The sequence below is a fragment of the Ramlibacter henchirensis genome, from assembly GCF_004682015.1.
In the GTDB taxonomy this organism is placed as follows: domain Bacteria; phylum Pseudomonadota; class Gammaproteobacteria; order Burkholderiales; family Burkholderiaceae_C; genus Ramlibacter; species Ramlibacter henchirensis.
On sequence record NZ_SMLM01000002.1, the window covers coordinates 560115 to 579110 of the forward strand.

Genomic DNA, 18996 nt, shown 5'->3' on the forward strand with positions numbered 1-18996 from the left:
TGCGATCAACGCCGGGTCATCTCGCGCGCCAGGCTTTCCTGCGGCAGGTAGGCGCCCTGCCGGCGCAGCGATTCGACCAGCTCACGCGTGTCCAGGTCGTTGGCGGGCTGGCCCGTGGCGATCGACTGCGCGGCCGCCGTGCCCACCGCCTGCCCCATCATGTACGCCGCGGACTGCGCGCGGATCGAACCGTGCACCTTGGTATCGCTGGAATGGCAGCGTCCCGCCACCCAGAGGTTCTGCGACCCTCGCGGCACGAGGATGCTGTAGGGAATGCCGACGCTTTCGCCGCGGCCCAGGTTGTCCTTGCCGTGGAAGTCCTTGAGGAAGCGCTCGTATTCCTTCTTGCTGGTGTCGCTCGGGTGGACGTCGGTGGGCCGGTTGTAGACGGCCACCTGGTCGGGGAACTGGCGGCGCGCCAGGAAGTCCTCGATCTTCAGCTCGAACTCGCCGACGATGCGGCGCGAATCGCGCACCCCCATCACGGGCGCCGTGGTGAGAAGTTCGACCTGCTCGCAACCGGGCACGTACTTCCGGTAGAACTCGGTGTATTCGACGGCCAGCTTGCGCCCGAACACCATCCCGTCCGAAAGGCTGCGCACCGAGAGCGGGTTGAGGTTGAACACATGGCCGGCGTTCAGCGTCGCGCCCTGCGGGCCGACCCGGTTCATGCCGGGGAAGAACCGGTCCTCCTGCGTGAAGAAGCCGTCGTCGATGGCCTTGGGCACCAGCTCGTTCCTGACGCGCGCCTTCACCGCGTCGATGCCGTTGCCGGCATACGCAGGATCGTTCCAGTCCATGCCCGCGAGCAGCGAGCACAGCGTGCTCGGCGCCACCGTCTCGGTGTCGCGCAGCACCACCTTGCATTCGGCGCCCGCCAACGCCGCCAGAGCGGCGTCGCCGGTCGCATCGACGAATGCCTTGGCCGGCACAAAGCACAGGCCCTCGACGTTGCTCACGACGACGCCGTTCACGCGCTTGCCGCTGACATCGGCCTCGACGACCCGCGTGAAGAAGCGCACCTCCACGCCGGCCTGCACCGCGAACTCGTCCAGGATTCGCTTCAGGTGCTCGGGACTGAACGGCACCCACCGATTGAGCTGCTTGTTCAGGTACTCCTGCGTGACCTGGGGGGCGAATGCCTTCTGCTCCCACATGGTGGCCAGCAGCTCCTTCATGAAGCCGCCGACGAGCATGCGTTCGCCGTCGGAGACCGGGCCGAAGGACGCGACGAGTCCGCTGGTGCCCATGCCGCCGAGGCACCCGGTGGCTTCGGCCAGCAGGACCTTCAGGCCCAGGCGCGCCGCGCACACGGCGGCTGCCGTGCCGGCGGGGCCTCCTCCTGCGACGACCAGGTCGTACCCGGGATCGGACGGAATGGTTCGGGAGAGCTGGTAGCTTGCGCTCATCGGGAATGACTCACTTCTGCGCGGCCAGCGGCCGGGTGACGGCGGCGAAGCGCTTCATCTCGCTCTGGATGAAGGCACCGAATTCGGCCGGGCCTTGCGGCCCGTGTTCGATGCCCATGGCGGCCAGCACCTTGGGCATGTCCTCGGCCTTGAGCACGGCGAGCAGTCCTTCACTGACCTGCTGCGTGATGTCGGCCGGCATGCCCGCCGGTCCGCAGAAGCCGGCCCAGTTCACCGCCTCGAAGCCGGGCAGCGTCTCGGCGATGGCGGGCCACTGCGGGAACAGCGGGCTGCGCTTCGCGCTCGTGACGCCGAGCACCTTCATCTGCCCCGCCTTGAGGAACTGCTCGGCGGAACTCACGACCGAGAAGCCCATCGGCAGCACGCCGCCGACGATGTCCGTGTACATCTTGGCCGCGCCGTTGTACGGCACATGCTGCAGCTCGATGCCGGCCATGTGGTTGAGCATCTCGCCGGCGACGTGCGCCGACGTGCCGATGCCGTTGGAGCCGAACGAGATGGTGCTGGCCGGCTTGCCCTTGGCCATCGCGATCAGCTCCCTGATGTCGTTGGCCGGGAAGTTCGCCGCGGCCACCAGCGCCACCGTGTAGTAGCCGACGCGGGCGAGCGGCTGCAGGTCCTTGATGTCGTACGGCAGGTCCTTGCGCTGCACGGCGTTGATGCTGAGCGAGCTGCCCAAGAGGCCGATGGTGTAGCCGTCCGCCGGCGAGCGAACCACCGCCTGCGTACCGATGACGACCCCGCCGCCGGGCTTGTTCTCCAGCACGACGGGCTGCTTCCAGTGGGCCTCCAGGCGGTCGCCCAGCACCCGGGCCAGGCGATCGGCCGCGCCGCCGGGCGGCTGCGGAAGCACGATCTTCACCGGGCGGCCCGGAAACTTCTGCGCCTGCGCGAACGCGGGCGCGGCGGCCATGCCGGCCAGTGCGGCGAGCGCGCCGCGGCGGGTGAAGCGATCGAACGGGGTAGACGGCACGTTGTCTCCTTGGGGGTCCGGGCCGGTGTGCGGCCTCTCCTTCGCATCGTAGATGGAAGTGCCCCGCGCCGTCATGCCGGCCGCAGGAGTCGGCGGTGCCTCAGCGCGCCCAGCGCAGCACGAGCGGGTCGAGCCGGCGCGCGCAGTCGAGCAGTCCCGTGCGCACCGCCGGATGCATCGGCGGGAACGGATGGCGCGGCGCGTCGCAGTCGATCACGCCGCCCTCCTTCATCAGGGCCTTGGCGGTCGGGATGCCACCCTGCCGGTTCTCGTAGTTGATCAGCGGCAGCCAGCGCGCGTAGCCCTCGACGGCCTGCTCGCGGTTGCCGGCGAAGTAGGGGTCGGTGATGGTCCGGATGCCGTCCGGGTAGGCGCCGCCTGTCATCGCGCCGGTGGCGCCGGCGTCCAGGTCGGCCAGCAGCGTGATCGCCTCCTCGCCGTCCCAGGGGCCTTCGATGGCCTCGCCGCCGAGCGCGATCAGCTCGCGCAGCTTGCTCGCCGCGCCAGCGGTTTCGATCTTGAAGTAGGCGACGTGCTCGATCTCGCGCGCCATCCGCGCCAGGAACGCGGGCGAAAGCGGCGTGCCCGCGACCGGCGCATCCTGGATCATGATGGGAATGGAGATCCCGTCGGACAGGCGTGAATAGAACTCGTAAATGCCCGGCTCGCCGATGCGGATCGTCGCGCCGTGGTACGGCGGCATCACCATCACCATCGAGGCGCCCATCGCCTGCGCCTGCCGGCTGCGCTCGCGGCAGACGTCGGTGCTGAAGTGCGTGGTGGTGACGATCACCGGCACGCGGCCCGCCACATGCTCCAGGATCGTCCGCGTGAGCACCTCGCGTTCGGCGTCGGCCAGCAGGAACTGTTCCGAGAAATTCGCCAGGATGCACACGCCCTCGGAGCCAGCGTCGATCATGAAGTCGACGCAGCGCTTCTGGCTTTCGAGGTCGAGCGTGCCGTCCTCGCGGAAGGTCGTGGGGACCACGGGGAACACGCCCCGGTAGCGGGGCCGCGGATGTGCCGTCATTCGATGATCCTGAACTGGTCGAGGTAGTCGGTCTTCAGCGTGAGGCCCAGCCCGGGCACGTCGTCGCGCAGCTGCAGGAAGCCATCCTGCGCCACGGGCTCGCCGTCGAAGATGTAATAGAACAGCTCGTTGCCGACCTCCACGTCGAACACGGGGAAGTACTCGCTCATCGGGCAGTTGAGGCTGCTCATGGTGAGATGGTAGTTGTGCATCTGGCCGGCGTGCGGGATCACGGGCACCGAATAGGCCTCGCACAGCGCGTTGATCTTGTGCGCCATGGTGATGCCGCCGACGCGGTTGGTGTCGTACTGCACCACCGACACCGCCTTGCGATCCAGCAGCTGCTTGAAGCCGTACAGCGAGAACTCGTGCTCGCCGCCGGAGATCGGGATGCTGGTCAGCCGGTTGAGCTCGGCGTAGCCGTCGATGTCGTCCGCGATGACCGGCTCCTCCAGCCAGCGGGGCTGGAACTTCTCCAGCTTGGGCAGGATGCGCCTGGCGTATTCGACGTTCCAGCCCATGTAGCACTCGAGCATGAGGTCGTTGTCGTAGCCGATCACCTCGCGCACGGCCTGCACGGACTTCAGGTTCTCCACCACGCCCTGCTGCCCGTGCGCGGGCCCGTAGCCGAAGCGCATCTTGAAGGCGCGGAAGCCCTGCTTGAGGTATTTCTCGGCCTCGGCCTGCATCTCCTTCAGGTCGGTGCGGTACAGCTTGCTGTAGTAGCAGGGGATCTTCTCCTTGGTGCGGCCGCCCAGCAGCTTGAACACGGGCTTGTCCACCGACTTGCCCAGGATGTCCCAGATCGCGATGTCGACGGCGGAGATCGCAGCCATGCCGACGCCCTTGCGGCCCCAGGCCTGCGTGGCGCGGTACATGCGCTGGTTCAGGTACTCGTAGTCCCAGGGGTCCTGGCCGACGACGAGCGGCGCGAGGTACTCGTCGACGATCGCCTTGGCGATGCGCGGCGCCAGCGCCACGTTGCCCAGGCCGACGATGCCGTCATCGGTCTCGACCTCGACCACCGTCCAGCCGTGGAAGCGGAAGGTGTTCATCGTGTCCGTGCCGGACGCGTGGCTGCTCGCGCGGTTGTCGTAGACGAGGTCCATCGCGTTCGAGCAGAAGTTGCCCTGCGGGGGCACGGTCTTGCCCTGCCATTCGAAGACGCGGGCGCGGACGGATTTGATCTTCATGAGCGATCCAGGTATGAGGTGGGAGAAAGGAGAACGGTCAGGCGGGCAGCCGCGCCCGCGCCATGCGCGCGGCGATGGCGAACGCATTGGCGGTGGCGGCGACATCGGCGCGGCCCTGGCCGGCGATGTCGTAGGCCGTGCCGTGGGCGGGCGTGGTGATCGGGATCGGCAGGCCGCCCTGCACGGTGACGCCGCGCGAGAAGCCGAGCAGCTTCAGGGCGATCTGGCCCTGGTCGTGGTACATGGTCACGATGGCGTCCAGGCCACCGTCGCGCGCCTTGAGGAAGATCGTGTCCGCGGAAAAAGGGCCGACCACGGGCAGCCCCGCGGCGTTGAGCTCGCGCACGGCGGGCTCGATCACGTCGATCTCCTGGCGGCCGCAGGTGCCGCCTTCGCCGTTGTGCGGGTTCAGGCCCGCGACCGCTACACGCGGCGCGGCGACGCCGTTCGCCTGCAGCGAACGGTAGATCAGCGTCGTCGCTTCCACGATGCGCTTCCTGTCGACGTACCGGGGCACCTCCTCCAGCGGCACGTGCGAGGAAATGCGGGAGGTCCACAGCCCGTCCAGCGTGTTGAACTCGCAGAAGTAGCCGGTCACGCCCAGGTACTTCGCGAAGTGGTGCAGTTCGTCTTCGTGGCCGAGGCCTCCTTGCTTCATCGCATGCTTGTTCAAGGGCGCGAAGCAGATCGCATCCACCTCGCCTTCGCGCGCGGCATCCATGCAGCGGTCCAGCACGCGCAGCACGGACCGGCCTCCCGCGGCGTTTGCGTTCGCGAGCTGCACGTCCTGCGGCGCCACGGTATCCAGCGCCAGGAAGGCGGGACGCCGCGTGTCTGCGCGGCGACGCACGGCCGCGAAGCTTTCGACCGCATCCGTGGGCACCTGAAGCCCGGCCACTTCCTGACCGGCCTGCCAGAGCCACGGGTCGCCGACGAGGACCACGTTGGCCTGCGCCAGGGTCTCGGGCCGCGCGAGCAGGCGCGCCACCAGTTCCGGGCCGATGCCCGCGGGATCGCCGAGGGTGACGGCGACCACCGGCTGTGCGTTGGGGCCTGCCATCGCGTCAGTCCACCCGGATGCCGCGGCGCTTGATCAGCTCGCCGTAGCGCTTGTTCTCGGCTTCGTGGAACGCCGCGAACTCCGCCTGCGTCATCGGGCTGATCTCGGCACCGATCCCTTCGAGCCGCGTGCGGGTCTCGGGCAGCGCGAGCAGCTTGTTGACTTCCTCGTGCACCTTCTGCTGCACGGGCAAGGGCGTGCCGGCCGGCATGTAGATGCCGTACCAGGCGCCCATCTCCACGTTCTGGATGCCGGCCTCGGCCATTGTGGGCACGTTCGGCAGGCGCGGGCTGCGCTTCGCGCCGGCGACCGCGAGGGCCTTGACCTTGCCGGCCTGGATGTGCGGCAGCACGGACGCCATCGTGTCGAAGCTCATCTGCACCTGACCGCCGATCAGGTCCATCAGGGCCGGATTGCTGCCCTTGTAGGGGACGTGCGTGATCGTGGTGCCCGTGGCTTCCTTGAACAGCTCGGCGGCGATGTGCTGCGTGCTGCCCGCGCCGCTGGAGGCGTAGTTCAGCTGGCCGGCCTTGCGCCTGGCCAGGGCGGCGAGCTCGCCCGCGTCCTTCACGCCGAGTTCGTTGTTCACCACCAGCACGTTCGGCACCGATCCGACGAAGGCGACGGGCACGAGGTCCTTGCCGTTGTCGTAGCCGAGCTTCATGAGGTGCGGCGCGATCGCGTGCGCCGTCGACACGCCCATCACCATGGTGTGGCCGTCGGTGGCCTTGGCCGTCAGGTCGGCGGCCATCGTGTTCGAGGCGCCCGGCCTGTTCTCGACCACCACCGGCACCTTGAACGCGGGGCCGAGCCGGTCGGCCACCGCGCGGGCCATCGCGTCGGTGCCGCCGCCGGGCGCCGAGCCGACCATGATGCGCAGCGCACGGCTGGGCCAGGCGGCGGACTGTGCGAAGGCGGCGGGGATGAGGGCGCCCAGCAGGGCGCCGGCGACCGCGTCACGTCTGTTCATGCAAGTTGACTCCGATCCAATTCAGTGCGCGGATGCTAGGGACCGGTTTGATCACCGTAAACTGAATCCAATTGATGGAAGCATCACCTGAGGTTATCGAAACGCAATGGGTTCCGTGGACCGCCAGCACAGCACGCCGCAGCTGCTCAACCGGCTGCGCATGCGGCAGATCGCGCTGCTGCTCGCTCTTGACGAACTCGGCACGCTGCGGGCCGCGGCCGAGCACCTGGGCCTGACGCAGCCAGCGGCCACGAAGATGCTTCACGAGCTGGAGACGGCGCTGGGCCAGCGGCTGTTCGAGCGGGTCGGCCGCGGGCTGCAGCGCAACGCGGCAGGGGACCGGGTGATCGCGCATTTCCAGTCGATCCGCGGCAGCATGGAAGCGCTCAACCGCGAGCTGGGAGAGATCCGCGCGGGCGGCATCGGCAAGCTCACGATCGGCAGCATCATGGCCGCCTCGCCCGGCCGCCTGACCCATGCGCTGCTGCGCCTGAAACAGGAGATGCCCATGCTGGCCGTCGAAGTGGCCGTCGACACCAGCGACAGGCTGCTGGCGCAGCTCGACGAGGGAGTGCTGGACCTGGTGATCGGGCGCATGACCGGCACCGTCAACCTGCCGTGCCGATTCCGCGCGATCGACGACGAGGCCCTCGCCCTCATCGCAGCCAACGACCACCCGCTGGCGCGCCGGCGCAAGCTCGATCTGCCGGCGCTGCTCGACTACCCCTGGGTGCTGCAGCCGCCGGGCAGCCCGATGCGCGACCTGATCGAGCGCGAATTCCGCGAGAACGAACTTCGCCTGCCGCGCGGCCTGATCGAGACGGGCTCGATCCTCACCACCATCAACCTGGTGCGCGACTCGCAGTTCCTCGCGGTCGTCCCGCAAGCCGTGGCGCTGGGCGATGCGCAGCACGGCAAGGTCCGGGTGCTGCCCTATCGCTTCGCGCGGACGCTGGAGTCGTACGGCAGCATCGTGCCGGAGGAGCGGCCTCCCAGCCGGGCGGCCCTGCGGTTCCTGGAGCTGCTGCACGAGGCGCGGTGACCAAGCCCGCGGCCCGCGCGCAGCAACTCATTCCACGCGTACGTTTGCCGCCTTCGCGACCGGGGCCCAGCGAGAGCGCTCGGACAGCACCAGGCGCCTGAACTCCTCGGGCGTTCCGCCGACGGGCTCGGCGCCCATGTCGAGCAGGCGCGTGCGCACCTCGGGCGTCCGCAGCACGGCGGTGATCTCCCTGGACATCAGCGACACGAGCGGCGCCGGCGTTCCTCCGCGCATGAAGAAGCCGATCGACGAAACGCCATACAGGTCGGGATAGCCGGACTCGACCAGGGTCGGCACGTCCGGCGCCAGTGCGGTGCGCTTCGGTGCGCCCGTCGCAAGGATGCGCACGCGGCCGGCCCTGTACTGCGCGAGGTAGTCCGAGATCACCGAGATGCCGGCGGGAATCTGGTTGCCCATCAGGTCGGCGAGCAGCGGCGTCCCGCCCTTGTAGGCGACCAGCTGCAGGTCCGCGCCCGAGATCTGGCGGAGGCGGTGCATCAGCAGCGCGCCGACGCTGCTCATGCTGGACGTGCCGATGCTCCCCTTCAACGGATCCGCCTTCACGGCGGCCAGGTACTGCTGCAGGTTCTGCACGCCCAGGCCCGGGCTGGCCGTCAACGCATGCGGGATGTGGACACCGTCGCACACCGGCAGGAGGTCCGTGTCGGGGTCGAACGACAGCCTGCTGTACAGGAAGGGGAAGAACGACGCGACGGCGAGCGGTGCGAACATCACCCAGCTGCCGTCCGGCTCGGTGGACTTGAGGAACTGCGAAGCGACCAGGCCGGTGCCGCCGGGCTTGTATTCCACGATCACGTTGCGCTTGAGCGAGTCCTTCAGGCGTTCGGCCGTGACGCGCGCGACGTTGTCCATCGACGCGCCGGGGGGCACGACCACGATGATGCGGACCGTGTTGGGCAGGGCCTGCGCGCGGACCACGCCGGCGAAGGACGCGATGGTGGCGGCGCCTGCGGCGGTGCAGAGCTGTCGGCGTGTCAGCATGGATCCCTCGTCAGAACAGCGGCTCGTTCCACTGCAGTTGCTTGGGAGTGATGCCGCGCCGCACGGAGCGGGCCGCCGCCAGGCCCGCGATCTCGCCGGTCTGGGTGCACCACGGGAAGTTGCGCATCACCATGAAGATCGTCTCGAAGGTGAACGAGAGCGACGCGCCCGTGAGCAGCAGGTTGCTGACTTCCTTGGGCAGGAAGCAGCGGTAAGGCACTTCGAACGTGTACTTCGTGTACGCGTCCCAGAAGAACGTCTTGGTCATCGGCCTGGTCACGGCGTCGGGGAAGCGGCGTTCCTCGCGCGCGTCGTCGATCGAGAACACGTACTCGCCGATCGGGTGGCGGCCATCGCGCACGCCGACGTAGCGGCCCACGTGCGAGATGAAGGCGTTCTGGAATCCGGGGACGTACTTCGTCAGGAACCGCGCTTCGGCATCGATCAGGCGGCGCAGTTCCTTCTTGGCGCGCGACGCGTGTTCCGCGTCGTCGTCCATGTGCAGCGCCCACTCGTAGGGCACGTTCTGCCACAGGATGAAGGTGCCGGGCGCCTGGATCGGGCTCATGTCCACCGTCGGGTGGCCGATGTAGTGCTCGCCATAGACGTTGCGGCCGCCTTCCATCCGCGGCCGGTACAGCTCGGGCGGGATGTCGCCGGCGGCGCGCGCCTTGTTGATCAGCTTGCTCAGCGCGGGATCGTTCTCGCGCTTCTGGTAGGCGGCCGTCTCGGCGAAGTCGATGCCGCTCATGATCCACAGCAGCCCGCCGGGGATCGGGCGCTTCTCGGGATCGTTCGTCACCGTCTCGCGCTGCCGGCCCCCGCCGCGCACGAACGGTGCGCCCGCGCGCGCCACCACTTCCGCGGTGCCCGTGCCTTCCACAAACACCCGCCCGCGCAGCGCCTGGCGGCCGGCGACGGTCTCGATGATCGCGTGGGTGATGCGCCGCTCCGCGCCGTCCTGCTCCATCTCGACGTCGGCGAAGCTGGCGCCGTAGATGGCGTGCACGCCCGCTTCCTCGAGCATCTTCACCATGATGTTGCCGGCGCCGTCCGGGTTGAACGAGACGCGCTTGAACGGGCTGCCCGGTGGCAGGTAGTAGTCGTAGTGCGAGATCGCGTTGCCGGCCCAATCGGGCAGGTTGGTTTCATCCGCGGTGAAGATGCAGCCCTCGCGCTCGAAGCGCTCCATCAGTTCGGTGTGGATGCCGCCGACGCCGGTGTTCGCGGCGCCCTGCAGGCCCGAGGTGTGGACGCCGCCGGGCATGTCGAACTTCTCGACCATGATGACGCTGCATCCCTCGCGGCGCGCACGCAATGCGGCTGCGAAACCGCCCGGGCCGCCGCCGATCACGACGACATCGGCCTCGGCGACGACGGGAACGCCCTTCGGCGTCCTGCCGAGGGCCTGCTCTTGCTGGTTCATGTCAACTTCCTTGTTCAGTCCTGGGGCGTGAAGCCGGACGTCTTCACGATGCCGCCCCAGCGGTCGTGCAACGCCTTGAGGGCGGCCTTGAATTGCGCGGGCTGCTGCGGGGCCGCTTCGAGTCCCATCTGCGCGAGCCGCGCCTGGGTTTCGGGGCGCGCCAGCATCTCGTGCGCGAGTGCCGCCAGCTGCACGACGGTGTCCTGCGACACGGCCGCTGGTGCATACAGCGAATAGGACTCCTCGATCACGATCTCGGGGAAGCCCGCTTCGGTGTAGGTGGGCACGTCGGGCGTGAAGCGCGAGCGCGTGGTGCCGGTAGTGGCCAGCAGGCGCAGCTTGCCGGATGACATCAGCGGCAGCGCGTCGGCCGGCGTGAGCACGCCCGAGGCGATCTGGCCGCCCAGCAGGTCCTGCACCAGCGGCGCCATGCCGCGGTACGCCGCGTGCGCGAACTCCATGTTCGCGCGGCGGCCCAGCATGATCCCGGAGAAATGCGCGCTGGTGCCCGCGCCCGGCGAGCCGAACGAGGCCTGCTTCGGGTTGGCCTTGCACCAGGCGATGAAGTCGGACAGCGTGCGCACGTTGGACGGGACCAGCGGGCTGATGGCGAACACGAAGGGGAACTTGGCCAGCGGCGTGACCGGCGTGAAGTCGTTGAGCGGGTCGTAGCGCAGGCTGCGGTAGATGTGCGGGAACAGCACCATCATCCCGCTCGGGCTCACCAGCAGGTTGCTGCCGTCGCCGGCGCCGGACTTGACGTGCTCCACGGCCAGGCGGCCGCTGGCGCCCGCCTTGTTCTCGACGATCACCGACTCCGCGTACTTGCCGCGCAGGTGGTCCGCCAGCACGCGCGCGGTCACGTCCAGCGAGCCGCCGGTCGCGAAGCCGGTGGTGATCGTGGCGAGCTTGCGGGCCTGGGCCAGCGAGTGGAACGGCGCGGCCGCCGCCAGTGCCGCGGCAGCGCAAAGCAGGTGCCGGCGAGAGACGCCGGGTGCGAATCGAATCATTGCTTGTCTCCTGCCGATACGGTAAGGCGCACCCGCCCTCGCGGCCAAGAAGAAAAGCCTCGAATTACACTGCGTGAAAGATGGAGAGCGTCAAGACGATCCGCGCCGTCGAGCGCGCGTTCGAGGTCCTGCAAGCGCTGCAGCACACACCCCAGGGGGCGACGCTGGTCGAACTCCAGGCGGCGACGGGGCTGTCGGGACCGACCCTTCTTCGCCTGCTCAAGACGCTCATCGGCGCGAAGGCTGTGCGCCGCAGCACGACGGACCAGCGCTACCGTACGAGCGTGCAGCTCCACGCGCTCGGCCGGGGCCTCAGCCCGGTGGAGCGGCTGGCGGACCTGGCCGCGCCCTGGCTCGACAGTTTGTGCCGGCAGGTCGAATGGCCGTCGGACCTGGCGGTCCACACGGGGGACGAAGACTTCATGCGGGTGCTGGAATCGAGCCTGCGACAGTCGCGCTTCTACGTCCGCCGCGCGCCGGGACGCGTGCGGGTGAACCTGCTCGGGTCAGCCGCCGGCAGGGCGTATCTCGCCGCGTTGCAGGACGAACGCCGCGACGGATTGATCCAGGCCGCGCGCGCGGGCGACGACATCCACAACACGAAGATCGCCCACACCGAAGACCTCGCGACGAGGCTGCAGCAGGTGCGCGAGCGAGGCTACGCGCTGCGGCATCCGCTCTACCGCGGAGGAAGCTTCGAAGCCAAGCCGCGCGACGACGCGCTGCAGGCCATGGCTGTTCCGGTGGTGCATGCCGGCTGGGTGTTCGGCGCGCTGAACATCAACTGGAACCGCAAGGCGATGACGGAGCGCGAAGCGGTGCGGCGCCATCTCGTTGCGCTGCAGGCTGCCGCGGCCGGCATCGCGGCGGCCGCGGCCCAGCAGGAGCTGCACGAGGAGCTGTTCCGGTGCGGGCAGGCCGAACGGTGCGACTGGCGGACCTGAAGGGGTCTCGCCTGGAACGCTACAGACCCAGCCAGCGCTGCGCGGCCTGGTGCAAGGCAGTCACCGAGCCGCTGGTGAGAAGCGTCACCTGCGCCTGACCTCGCTGATTGAGGAGGCCCCGCCGCTCGAGCAAGCGCCTGGTCTGCCGCGCCACCGGCTCGCCGGTCTCCACGATGCGGACTTCCGGTCCGACGATGTCCTCCAGCACACGCACGGCGAACGGATAGTGGGTGCAACCGAGCACCAGCGTGTCGATCTGGCCCGCTGCGCTCCCGAACTCGCCCGCCGAACGCGCGTAGAGCCGGCAAAGGGTCCGCACCTCGTCCTGGCTGTCGTTCTCGATGGCCGCGGCGAGGCCGTCACACGGCTGCAGCACGAACTCCGCCTGGCTTCGCAGCGAGTCGTGCAGGGCCCGGAACTTGGCGCTCGCCAGCGTTCCCCTGGTCGCGAAAACGGCTACCCGTCCCGTGCGCGTCAGGTGGGCGGCCGGCTTGAGCGCCGGCTCCACGCCGACCGATGGCAGGTGTTCATGCTCGGCGCGCAGCAGGTGCACCGCGGCCGCGGTGGCTGTGTTGCACGCGACCACGAGCGCCTTGATGCGGTGCTCTTGGAGCAGCTTCGCCGCGATCGAGCGCGACCGCTCCGCCACGAACGCATCGCCGCGCTCGCCGTAGGGCGCATGCCCGGCGTCCGAGAAGTAGACGAACTCCTCCTGCGGCAGCTCGCGCCGCAGCGCGCGAAGGACGCTGAGGCCGCCGACGCCGCTGTCGAAGACGCCGATCGGCTTGCCTGACCCCATGTCCGCGAGCTGTCAGGACCGCCGGGTCCCGGTGTCGCGCACCACCTCGCCGTCCTCTTTCGTGAAGGGCGGCACGGGGCCCACCGGCAGGATCTCCAGCACGGCCTCGGAAGGCCGGCAGAGCCTGGTGCCCAGCGGCGTGCGGACGACGGGCCGGTTCATCAGGATGGGATGCTGCTGGATGAAATCGAGCAACTGCTCGTCGGTCCACTTCGGGTCGCCGAGTCCCAGCTCGCCATAGGGCGTGCCCTTCTCGCGCAGGAGCTCCCGGACGGAGAGGCCCATCTCTGCGAGCAGCTGGCGGATCTGTTCCCTGGACGGGGGCGTTTTCAGGTACTCGACGACGTCCGGCTCGATGCCGGCATGCCGGATGAGCGCGAGGGTGTTGCGGCTGGTGCCGCAGGCCGGGTTGTGGAAGATGGTGACGGACATGAAGGCTCCCCAGCCATCATCTCACGCCCGCTGCCGCGCTTGCCCGCGGGGCAACTGCGCCGTCAGCGCGGCGGCAGCACCGGCTGGTCGAACCTCGACTCCGGGGGGAACACGAGCGTCGAGATGCCGGGATCGTGCAAGTCGTCGTCCCTCCCCCGCCCCGCTCTCGACCAGAGAAGGCCGAGCAGGCCGGCACAGAGCAGCGCCAGCATTGCGCTGGCCAGGGGCGTCCCCCGGCTGGCGTAGGCGCCCAATGCCGCACCGGCTGCAGCGGCGATGAAACCAAGGGACCGGAGATGGCTGGACAACATGGCGCCAGCATACGGCACCGGCCCGGGGGCTCGACAGCTAGGGTTTTCGGGGATGGCTGAACGGTCCAAAGAGGCAACCGCGGGACAGAAAGAGAAAAGCCCCTGGCCCGCAGGCCAGAGGCTTGAGTAAGCGCCAGGAGACAGCGCGCCGCAGCCGCAGAGCTGCATTTTTATGGGGAGCCCCACTCCCTCCTCCATAGCCCGAAACGGATGACCGCGCCCGCCGGATCCCGGACTGGCGCGAACGCCGCTGATGAGCTGGTCTACCTCCGAGGCTCTCCGACACTCGTAGGTTTCCGCCGACCGGCGCGTAGGAAACCGCTGCCGCAAGTCTCCTCCCTGGTACTCATCCATGCGCGTAACGGAAGGTCGGACGTGTAAGGGAGAGTGGCCGCGGCGTGCTCCAGCGGAATAACGCGAGCCCGCAAAACGTTTGGAGCTCCAGCCCTCGTCGCACCCTGCTCGGCCTTGTTCAAGAGCCCTGCCGAACCCAAGCCACGACGATCCGGCGCGAAGACCGGAGGCGCCGGGGCTGCGGCACACTGGGCCATGAGCATGTCCGGCGCCCCAGCTGCACCCACCGCCGTATGAAATCCAGGCTTGTCCGCTGGGTTGTGCGTACGGCCGTCGTGCTGGCCGCGCTGGCCGCAGTGCTCGTGGCCGCGGGGTGGGCCGTCTTGTCGCAGCCGCAGTTCGGAGCCCCCATGGCCGGTGCGCGGCTGGCACGCGCCATGGCCAATCCCCAGTACCGCGAAGGCCGCTTCGTCAACCTGGAGCCGGAGGCGCCGAGCACGACGTCGCTGGTCGACTACACGGTGCGCCAGTTCTCCGGCAACGAGGTGCGTGAGCCGCCGGCACCCGTGCCCGTGCTCACCGTGGACAAAGCGGCGCTGGCGGCCGCGCCGCCGTCGAGCGGGCTGCGCGCTTTCTGGATCGGCCACGCCAGCACCTATGTGGAGATCGACGGGGTGCGCGTGCTGCTGGACCCGGTGTTCGCCGAGCGCGTGTCGCCGCTGCCCGTCGGGCCGAGGCGTTTCCATGCCCCGCCGATCGCGCTGGCCGACCTGCCGCCGATCGATGCCGTCCTCATCTCGCACGACCACTACGACCATCTGGACATGGAGGCCGTGCGCCACCTGGCCCGGCGCGGGTCGAGGTTCTTCGTGCCCCTGGGCATCGGCGCGCATCTCGAACACTGGGGCGTGCCGGCCAACCAGATCGAGGAGATGGAATGGTGGCAGCAGCGCATGCTCGGGAGCGTGCAGATCGTGTGCACGCCGACACGCCACTACTCGGGCCGGGGTCTGCGCAATCGCAGTTCCACCCTGTGGTCGAGCTGGTCGGTGGTCGGTCCGCAGCACCGCTTCTTCTACAGCGGCGACACCGGCTACTCGAAGTACTTCCAGGACATCGGCGCGCGCCTGGGCCCGTTCGACATCGCATTCATCAAGATCGGTGCCTACGGGCCGGGCGCCTCCTGGGAGGACATCCACATGCCGCCCGAGCAGGCGGTGCAGGTGCACCGCGATGTGCGTGCCCGGCGCATGTTCCCGGTCCACTGGTCGACCTTCAACCTCGCGTACCACGACTGGGACGAGCCGATCCGGCGAACCGTGGCCGAGGCGGCCCGCGTGGGGGTCGAGCTGGTGACCCCGCGCCTGGGCGAGTGGGTGGATGCGGACCGCGAGTTCAAGTCGACCGCGTGGTGGGAGGCCGTGCGCTGAGGCCTTCAGCTTCCATCCGCGGCTGGGCCGGCAGTTCAGCAGGTCGACTGCCGGGATGAGAGAGACTCATGGCGTGAGGGATTCGGCGATGGTTGTGTAGATCGACTATCGGCTTCGCACCTAGACTGTCCCGCAGCTTTTCCAGTGTCCAACACCATGTCCACCCCCCAGCTCACGCCCGGGATCCGCATCCAGGGTTCCGAGGTGTTCGACCTCGCCAATTCTTGGCGCGGCTTGCGCATCAACAAGATGTGCAATGCGCTGTCGCAGGCCGCCAACCGCGACGCGTTCAAGCGCGACGAGGAAGGCTTCATGGCGGCCTGGCGCCTGACGGAGCAGGAGAAGGAGCTCGTTCGCAAGCGCGACTTCTCCGGCCTGCTCGCGGCGGGCGGCAACATCTACTTCCTGCTCAAGCTCGGCGTGGTGACCGGCAACGGCCTCTACATGATGGGCGCGAAGATGCGCGGCGAGACCTACGAGCAGTTCCTCGCCACGCGCAACGACAAGGGGGCCACCTGATGGGCCGCATCGTCGCCGGGATCGGCACCTCCCACGTTCCTTCCATCGGCGGGGCGTACGACCGCGGCAAGACGGCCACGCCCGCGTGGAAGCCGCTGTTCGATGCGTATGTGCCGGTGCGCGAGTGGCTCGGCCGGCTCAAGCCCGATGTCTGCATCATGGTCTACAACGATCACGGCGCCGACTTCTTCTTCGACAAGTACCCCACCTTCGCGGTCGGCTGCGCCGAGAGCTACCCCATCGCCGATGAAGGCTTCGGGGTCCGTCCGCTGCCGCCGATCCGCGGCGACCTGGCCTTCTCGCAGCACTTGTGCAGTTCGCTCGTGTACGACGAATTCGACATCACGGTCTGCCAGGAGATGGCCGTCGAGCACGGCTTCCTCGTGCCCATGCACCTGTGCTTCGATCCGCAGGAGAACGGCTGGCCGGTGGCGTCCATCCCCGTGGAAGTGAACGTGCTGCAGCACCCGTTGCCCACCGCGCGGCGTTGCTACAGGCTGGGCCAGGCGATCCGCCGCGCCGTGGACAGCTACGAGAAGGACATCAAGGTCGCGATCATCGGCACCGGCGGGATGTCGCACCAGCTGACCGGGCCGAACTTCGGCGCCATGAACGAGAAGGAAGACCTCGAGTTCCTCGACCGCATCGAGCAGGACCCCGAAAGCCTGACGGCCCTGACCCACCAGACCATGATGGAGAAGTACGGCGTCGAGGGCATCGAGCTGATCATGTGGCTGGTGATGCGCGGTGCGCTGTCATCGGGCGCCCGGCGGATGCACCGCAACTACTACGCGCCGATGACGACCGGCATGGGCCTGCTGACGCTCGAGGAGACCGCGTGATGCGCACGCAGGTGGGCATCGTGGGCGCCGGGCCGGCCGGACTGATGCTCGCCCAGATCCTGCACCTGCAGGGCATCGACTCGGTGCTGATCGAGCGTGCCAGCCAGGAGCATGTGCGTTCGCGGTTGCGCGCGGGCGTGCTCGAACAGGGCACGGTCGAGATGATGCGCGAGTTCGGCGTCGGCGAGCGCGTGATGAAGGTCGGCCTGAGGCAGCGCGCCATCGATTTCCGGTTCAACGGCGAGTCGCACCCGATCGACTTCGAATCCGTCTGCGGCCGCAACACCTGGGTGTACCCGCAGCATGAGGTCGTCTCCGACCTGATGGCGGCGCGCGAGCGCAGCGGGTTGCCCGTGGTCTACGACGCGCCGGTCTCGCGCATCGAGGGACTCGACGGCGGCAGGCCCGTGATCCATTACGAGCGCGATGGCGAACCGCTTCGCCTCGAATGCGACTACGTGGCCGGCTGCGACGGCTTTCGCGGGATCAGCCGCTCCTGGATCCCCGCGGACCGCCTGAAGGTCTACGACCGCATCTATCCGTTCGGCTGGCTGGGCATCCTGGCCGACGCGAAGCCCGCCATCCAGGACATCACCTGGGGCTGCCACGAGGACGGCTTCGCGATGATGAGCATCCGCTCGCCCACCGTCACGCGCCTGTACCTGCAGTGCGAGCCGGACGAGAACCCCGACGACTGGCCGGACGACCGCATCTGGGCCGAGCTGCACAAGCGCCTGGACGTGCCGGGCCTGCCGCGATTGGAAGAGGGCCGCATCACGCAGAAAGGCGTCACGGCGATGCGCAGCTTCCTGGCCGAGCCGATGCAGTACGGCCGCCTCTTCCTGGCCGGCGACGCCGCCCACATCGTGCCGCCCACGGGCGCCAAGGGACTCAACTCCGCCCTGGCCGACGTGAAGGTCCTGGCGCGGGCGCTCACGGAGCAGTACCGGAACGAAAACGGGCAATGGCTGGAGCGCTACTCGGACATCTGCCTCAAGCGCATGTGGCTGGTGCAGCGCTTCTCCTCGGGACTGTGCACGATGACGCACCAGTTCCGCGGCGACGAGCCGTTCGTGCGGCGCCTGCAGCGCGCCGACCTGGAGTACATGACGATGCACGCCCCCGGCCGGCTGGAATTCTCGGAAAACTTCACCGGGCTGCCGGTGGAGGCATGAACAGGAGCAAGGGATGCACGACGTTCCGCTTTCGCACCGCCGGCGCAGGTTCCTGGCGCAGGCCGCCGTGGGGTTGGGCACCGGCCTGGTCCTCCCGCGCGTGGGCGTGACGCAGGACGACAAGTGGCCTTCGCGCCCGGTCAAGGTGATCTGCAACTTCCCGCCCGCCAGTTCCCCCGATGCGCTGGTCCGCGCGATTTCCCAACCGCTCGGGCAGGCACTGGGGCAGTCCGTGGTGATCGAGAACCGTGCAGGCGCGAGCGGCATGATCGGCGCCGAGGCGGTGGCCAAGGCCCCGCCCGACGGCTACACGCTGCTGATGACGGCCGGCAGCACCATCACGACGAATCCGCATGTGTTTGCGAAGATGCCGTTCGATCCGGCGAAGGACCTCACGCCCGTCGCGGCGCTCGCGCGGCTGAATCTTTTCCTGGTCACGCGCGGCGACTTCCCCGCCGGCAACGTCGCCGAATTCCTTTCGTACCTGAAGAAGAATCCGGGCAAGGCCACGTACGGTTCGGCGGGCAATGCGACGGGGCTGCACCTGGCCGGCGAGATGCTCAAGAGCCAGGCCGGCGTGTTCGCCGTCCACGTGCCCTACCGCGGCGCATCGCTCGCGCTGCAGGAACTGCTGGCGGGCCAGATCGACTTCTACTTCGACCCGGGCATCGCCCTGCAGCACGTGAAGTCGGGCAAGCTGAAGCTGCTGGCCATCGGCGCGCCGCAGCGCTCGCCGCTCTACCCGGACATCCCGACGCTGCATGAAGCGGGGCTGAAGAACTTCGATGCGGGCACCACGCACGGCATGTACGCGCCCGCCGGCACGCCGGCCCCCATCGTCGAGCGCCTCAACCGCGAGATCAACACGATCCTCGCGACGCCCGCCGCCAAGCAGCAGATCGCGAACCTTGCGGCGGATGCGACCCCGATGACGCCGGCGCAGTTCGACGCCCTGATGCGCGAAGACAGCAAGCGGTACGGAGCCGTCATCCGCGAGCGCAAGATCACGGCGACCTGAGCCGGCGCCTCTCGCTCAGCTCTGCAGTACCCGCTCCCGTCCTGTTCGGGTTGGCATGCTTACGATTCTGCCCGCCAGCCGCTATAACCAAGGCTC

The 18996-nt window shown here is 68.7% G+C and carries 19 protein-coding genes; 7 read left to right on the forward strand and 12 right to left on the reverse strand.

The features are described from left to right. Window positions 1-5 precede the first annotated feature (5 nt). From EZ313_RS15420 to EZ313_RS15445, 6 genes are all read right to left on the reverse strand, one after another. Entirely contained in the window at window positions 6-1409 is a 1404-nt protein-coding gene (locus EZ313_RS15420) for an FAD-dependent oxidoreductase (protein ID WP_135264172.1), read from the reverse strand. Between the two features lie 10 nt (window positions 1410-1419). Further along, entirely contained in the window at window positions 1420-2403 is a 984-nt protein-coding gene (locus EZ313_RS15425; RefSeq protein WP_240788660.1) for a tripartite tricarboxylate transporter substrate-binding protein, read from the reverse strand. A gap of 100 nt (window positions 2404-2503) precedes the next feature. After that, window positions 2504-3433: a dihydrodipicolinate synthase family protein gene (locus tag EZ313_RS15430; RefSeq protein ID WP_135264173.1), complete on the reverse strand. Its 930-nt coding sequence runs from the start codon at window positions 3431-3433 to the stop codon at window positions 2504-2506. After that, on the reverse strand, window positions 3430-4626 hold the full coding sequence (locus EZ313_RS15435) for an L-rhamnonate dehydratase (RefSeq protein WP_135264174.1): 1197 nt from the start codon (window positions 4624-4626) through the stop codon (window positions 3430-3432). Before EZ313_RS15435 ends, EZ313_RS15430 begins: the two co-directional genes overlap by 4 nt. Window positions 4627-4663: 37 nt before the next feature. Further along, window positions 4664-5686, reverse strand: a complete 1023-nt coding sequence (locus tag EZ313_RS15440; RefSeq protein ID WP_135264175.1) for a 4-hydroxythreonine-4-phosphate dehydrogenase PdxA — start codon at window positions 5684-5686, stop codon at window positions 4664-4666. A gap of 4 nt (window positions 5687-5690) precedes the next feature. Further along, on the reverse strand, window positions 5691-6656 hold the full coding sequence (locus EZ313_RS15445; protein WP_135264176.1) for a Bug family tripartite tricarboxylate transporter substrate binding protein: 966 nt from the start codon (window positions 6654-6656) through the stop codon (window positions 5691-5693). A 106-nt stretch (window positions 6657-6762) separates the two neighbouring features. Between EZ313_RS15445 and EZ313_RS15450 the strand changes: the two genes are divergently transcribed. Further along, on the forward strand, window positions 6763-7698 hold the full coding sequence (locus tag EZ313_RS15450) for a LysR family transcriptional regulator (RefSeq protein ID WP_135264177.1): 936 nt from the start codon (window positions 6763-6765) through the stop codon (window positions 7696-7698). Between the two features lie 27 nt (window positions 7699-7725). On the opposite strand, the gene EZ313_RS15455 is transcribed toward EZ313_RS15450, so the two are convergent. The 3 genes from EZ313_RS15455 to EZ313_RS15465 are packed head-to-tail and all read right to left on the reverse strand — an operon-like array spanning window position 7726 to window position 11136. After that, window positions 7726-8700, reverse strand: coding sequence for a Bug family tripartite tricarboxylate transporter substrate binding protein (locus EZ313_RS15455; protein ID WP_135264178.1), 975 nt, complete (start codon window positions 8698-8700; stop codon window positions 7726-7728). 10 nt (window positions 8701-8710) lie between these two features. Next, window positions 8711-10126, reverse strand: coding sequence for an FAD-dependent oxidoreductase (locus tag EZ313_RS15460; RefSeq protein ID WP_135264179.1), 1416 nt, complete (start codon window positions 10124-10126; stop codon window positions 8711-8713). A 14-nt stretch (window positions 10127-10140) separates the two neighbouring features. Further along, the gene (locus tag EZ313_RS15465) at window positions 10141-11136 is read right to left on the reverse strand and encodes a Bug family tripartite tricarboxylate transporter substrate binding protein (RefSeq protein WP_135264180.1); all 996 of its coding nucleotides are present in this window, start codon (window positions 11134-11136) and stop codon (window positions 10141-10143) included. 80 nt (window positions 11137-11216) lie between these two features. On the opposite strand from EZ313_RS15465, the gene EZ313_RS15470 reads away from it, so the two are divergent. Then, window positions 11217-12080, forward strand: a complete 864-nt coding sequence (locus EZ313_RS15470; protein WP_135264181.1) for an IclR family transcriptional regulator domain-containing protein — start codon at window positions 11217-11219, stop codon at window positions 12078-12080. A gap of 19 nt (window positions 12081-12099) precedes the next feature. On the opposite strand, the gene murI is transcribed toward EZ313_RS15470, so the two are convergent. The 3 genes from murI to EZ313_RS15485 form a co-directional block, all read right to left on the reverse strand. Continuing rightward, the gene (gene murI / locus EZ313_RS15475) at window positions 12100-12879 is read right to left on the reverse strand and encodes a glutamate racemase (protein ID WP_135264182.1); all 780 of its coding nucleotides are present in this window, start codon (window positions 12877-12879) and stop codon (window positions 12100-12102) included. Between the two features lie 12 nt (window positions 12880-12891). Next, window positions 12892-13311 carry an arsenate reductase (glutaredoxin) gene (gene arsC, locus EZ313_RS15480; RefSeq protein WP_135264183.1) on the reverse strand — a complete coding sequence of 140 codons (420 nt, stop codon included), beginning with the start codon at window positions 13309-13311 and terminating at the stop codon, window positions 12892-12894. 62 nt (window positions 13312-13373) lie between these two features. Continuing rightward, window positions 13374-13622 (reverse strand): hypothetical protein, encoded by a 249-nt coding sequence (locus tag EZ313_RS15485; RefSeq protein ID WP_135264184.1) that lies wholly within the window; start codon window positions 13620-13622, stop codon window positions 13374-13376. 587 nt (window positions 13623-14209) lie between these two features. On the opposite strand from EZ313_RS15485, the gene EZ313_RS15490 reads away from it, so the two are divergent. The 5 genes from EZ313_RS15490 to EZ313_RS15510 all read left to right on the forward strand — a co-directional run bounded on the left by EZ313_RS15490 (window position 14210) and on the right by EZ313_RS15510 (window position 18900). Further along, window positions 14210-15346: an MBL fold metallo-hydrolase gene (locus EZ313_RS15490; protein ID WP_205960405.1), complete on the forward strand. Its 1137-nt coding sequence runs from the start codon at window positions 14210-14212 to the stop codon at window positions 15344-15346. A 156-nt stretch (window positions 15347-15502) separates the two neighbouring features. Beyond that, the gene (locus EZ313_RS15495) at window positions 15503-15865 is read left to right on the forward strand and encodes a protocatechuate 3,4-dioxygenase (protein WP_135264185.1); all 363 of its coding nucleotides are present in this window, start codon (window positions 15503-15505) and stop codon (window positions 15863-15865) included. Further along, window positions 15865-16707: a class III extradiol dioxygenase family protein gene (locus EZ313_RS15500; RefSeq protein ID WP_135264186.1), complete on the forward strand. Its 843-nt coding sequence runs from the start codon at window positions 15865-15867 to the stop codon at window positions 16705-16707. The genes EZ313_RS15495 and EZ313_RS15500 overlap by 1 nt, the downstream gene beginning before the upstream one ends. Beyond that, complete coding sequence (locus tag EZ313_RS15505; protein ID WP_135264669.1) at window positions 16707-17882, forward strand: 4-hydroxybenzoate 3-monooxygenase; 1176 nt, start codon at window positions 16707-16709, stop codon at window positions 17880-17882. Before EZ313_RS15500 ends, EZ313_RS15505 begins: the two co-directional genes overlap by 1 nt. 13 nt (window positions 17883-17895) lie before the next feature. After that, the gene (locus EZ313_RS15510) at window positions 17896-18900 is read left to right on the forward strand and encodes a Bug family tripartite tricarboxylate transporter substrate binding protein (RefSeq protein WP_135264187.1); all 1005 of its coding nucleotides are present in this window, start codon (window positions 17896-17898) and stop codon (window positions 18898-18900) included. Window positions 18901-18996 lie beyond the last annotated feature (96 nt).

Excerpts from the sequence above, each read along its gene's own strand:
- EZ313_RS15420 (WP_135264172.1), bottom strand. The coding sequence starts at position 1,409 with ATGAGCGCAAGCTACCAGCTCTCCCGAACCATTCCGTCCGATCCCGGG.
- EZ313_RS15430 (WP_135264173.1), bottom strand. The coding sequence starts at position 3,433 with ATGACGGCACATCCGCGGCCCCGCTACCGGGGCGTGTTCCCCGTGGTC.
- EZ313_RS15435 (WP_135264174.1), bottom strand. The coding sequence starts at position 4,626 with ATGAAGATCAAATCCGTCCGCGCCCGCGTCTTCGAATGGCAGGGCAAG.
- EZ313_RS15440 (WP_135264175.1), bottom strand. The coding sequence starts at position 5,686 with ATGGCAGGCCCCAACGCACAGCCGGTGGTCGCCGTCACCCTCGGCGAT.
- EZ313_RS15445 (WP_135264176.1), bottom strand. The coding sequence starts at position 6,656 with ATGAACAGACGTGACGCGGTCGCCGGCGCCCTGCTGGGCGCCCTCATC.
- EZ313_RS15450 (WP_135264177.1), top strand. The coding sequence starts at position 6,763 with ATGGGTTCCGTGGACCGCCAGCACAGCACGCCGCAGCTGCTCAACCGG.
- EZ313_RS15455 (WP_135264178.1), bottom strand. The coding sequence starts at position 8,700 with ATGCTGACACGCCGACAGCTCTGCACCGCCGCAGGCGCCGCCACCATC.
- EZ313_RS15460 (WP_135264179.1), bottom strand. The coding sequence starts at position 10,126 with ATGAACCAGCAAGAGCAGGCCCTCGGCAGGACGCCGAAGGGCGTTCCC.
- EZ313_RS15465 (WP_135264180.1), bottom strand. The coding sequence starts at position 11,136 with ATGATTCGATTCGCACCCGGCGTCTCTCGCCGGCACCTGCTTTGCGCT.
- EZ313_RS15470 (WP_135264181.1), top strand. The coding sequence starts at position 11,217 with ATGGAGAGCGTCAAGACGATCCGCGCCGTCGAGCGCGCGTTCGAGGTC.
- murI (WP_135264182.1), bottom strand. The coding sequence starts at position 12,879 with ATGGGGTCAGGCAAGCCGATCGGCGTCTTCGACAGCGGCGTCGGCGGC.
- arsC (WP_135264183.1), bottom strand. The coding sequence starts at position 13,311 with ATGTCCGTCACCATCTTCCACAACCCGGCCTGCGGCACCAGCCGCAAC.
- EZ313_RS15485 (WP_135264184.1), bottom strand. The coding sequence starts at position 13,622 with ATGTTGTCCAGCCATCTCCGGTCCCTTGGTTTCATCGCCGCTGCAGCC.
- EZ313_RS15490 (WP_205960405.1), top strand. The coding sequence starts at position 14,210 with ATGAAATCCAGGCTTGTCCGCTGGGTTGTGCGTACGGCCGTCGTGCTG.
- EZ313_RS15495 (WP_135264185.1), top strand. The coding sequence starts at position 15,503 with ATGTCCACCCCCCAGCTCACGCCCGGGATCCGCATCCAGGGTTCCGAG.
- EZ313_RS15500 (WP_135264186.1), top strand. The coding sequence starts at position 15,865 with ATGGGCCGCATCGTCGCCGGGATCGGCACCTCCCACGTTCCTTCCATC.
- EZ313_RS15505 (WP_135264669.1), top strand. The coding sequence starts at position 16,707 with ATGCGCACGCAGGTGGGCATCGTGGGCGCCGGGCCGGCCGGACTGATG.
- EZ313_RS15510 (WP_135264187.1), top strand. The coding sequence starts at position 17,896 with ATGCACGACGTTCCGCTTTCGCACCGCCGGCGCAGGTTCCTGGCGCAG.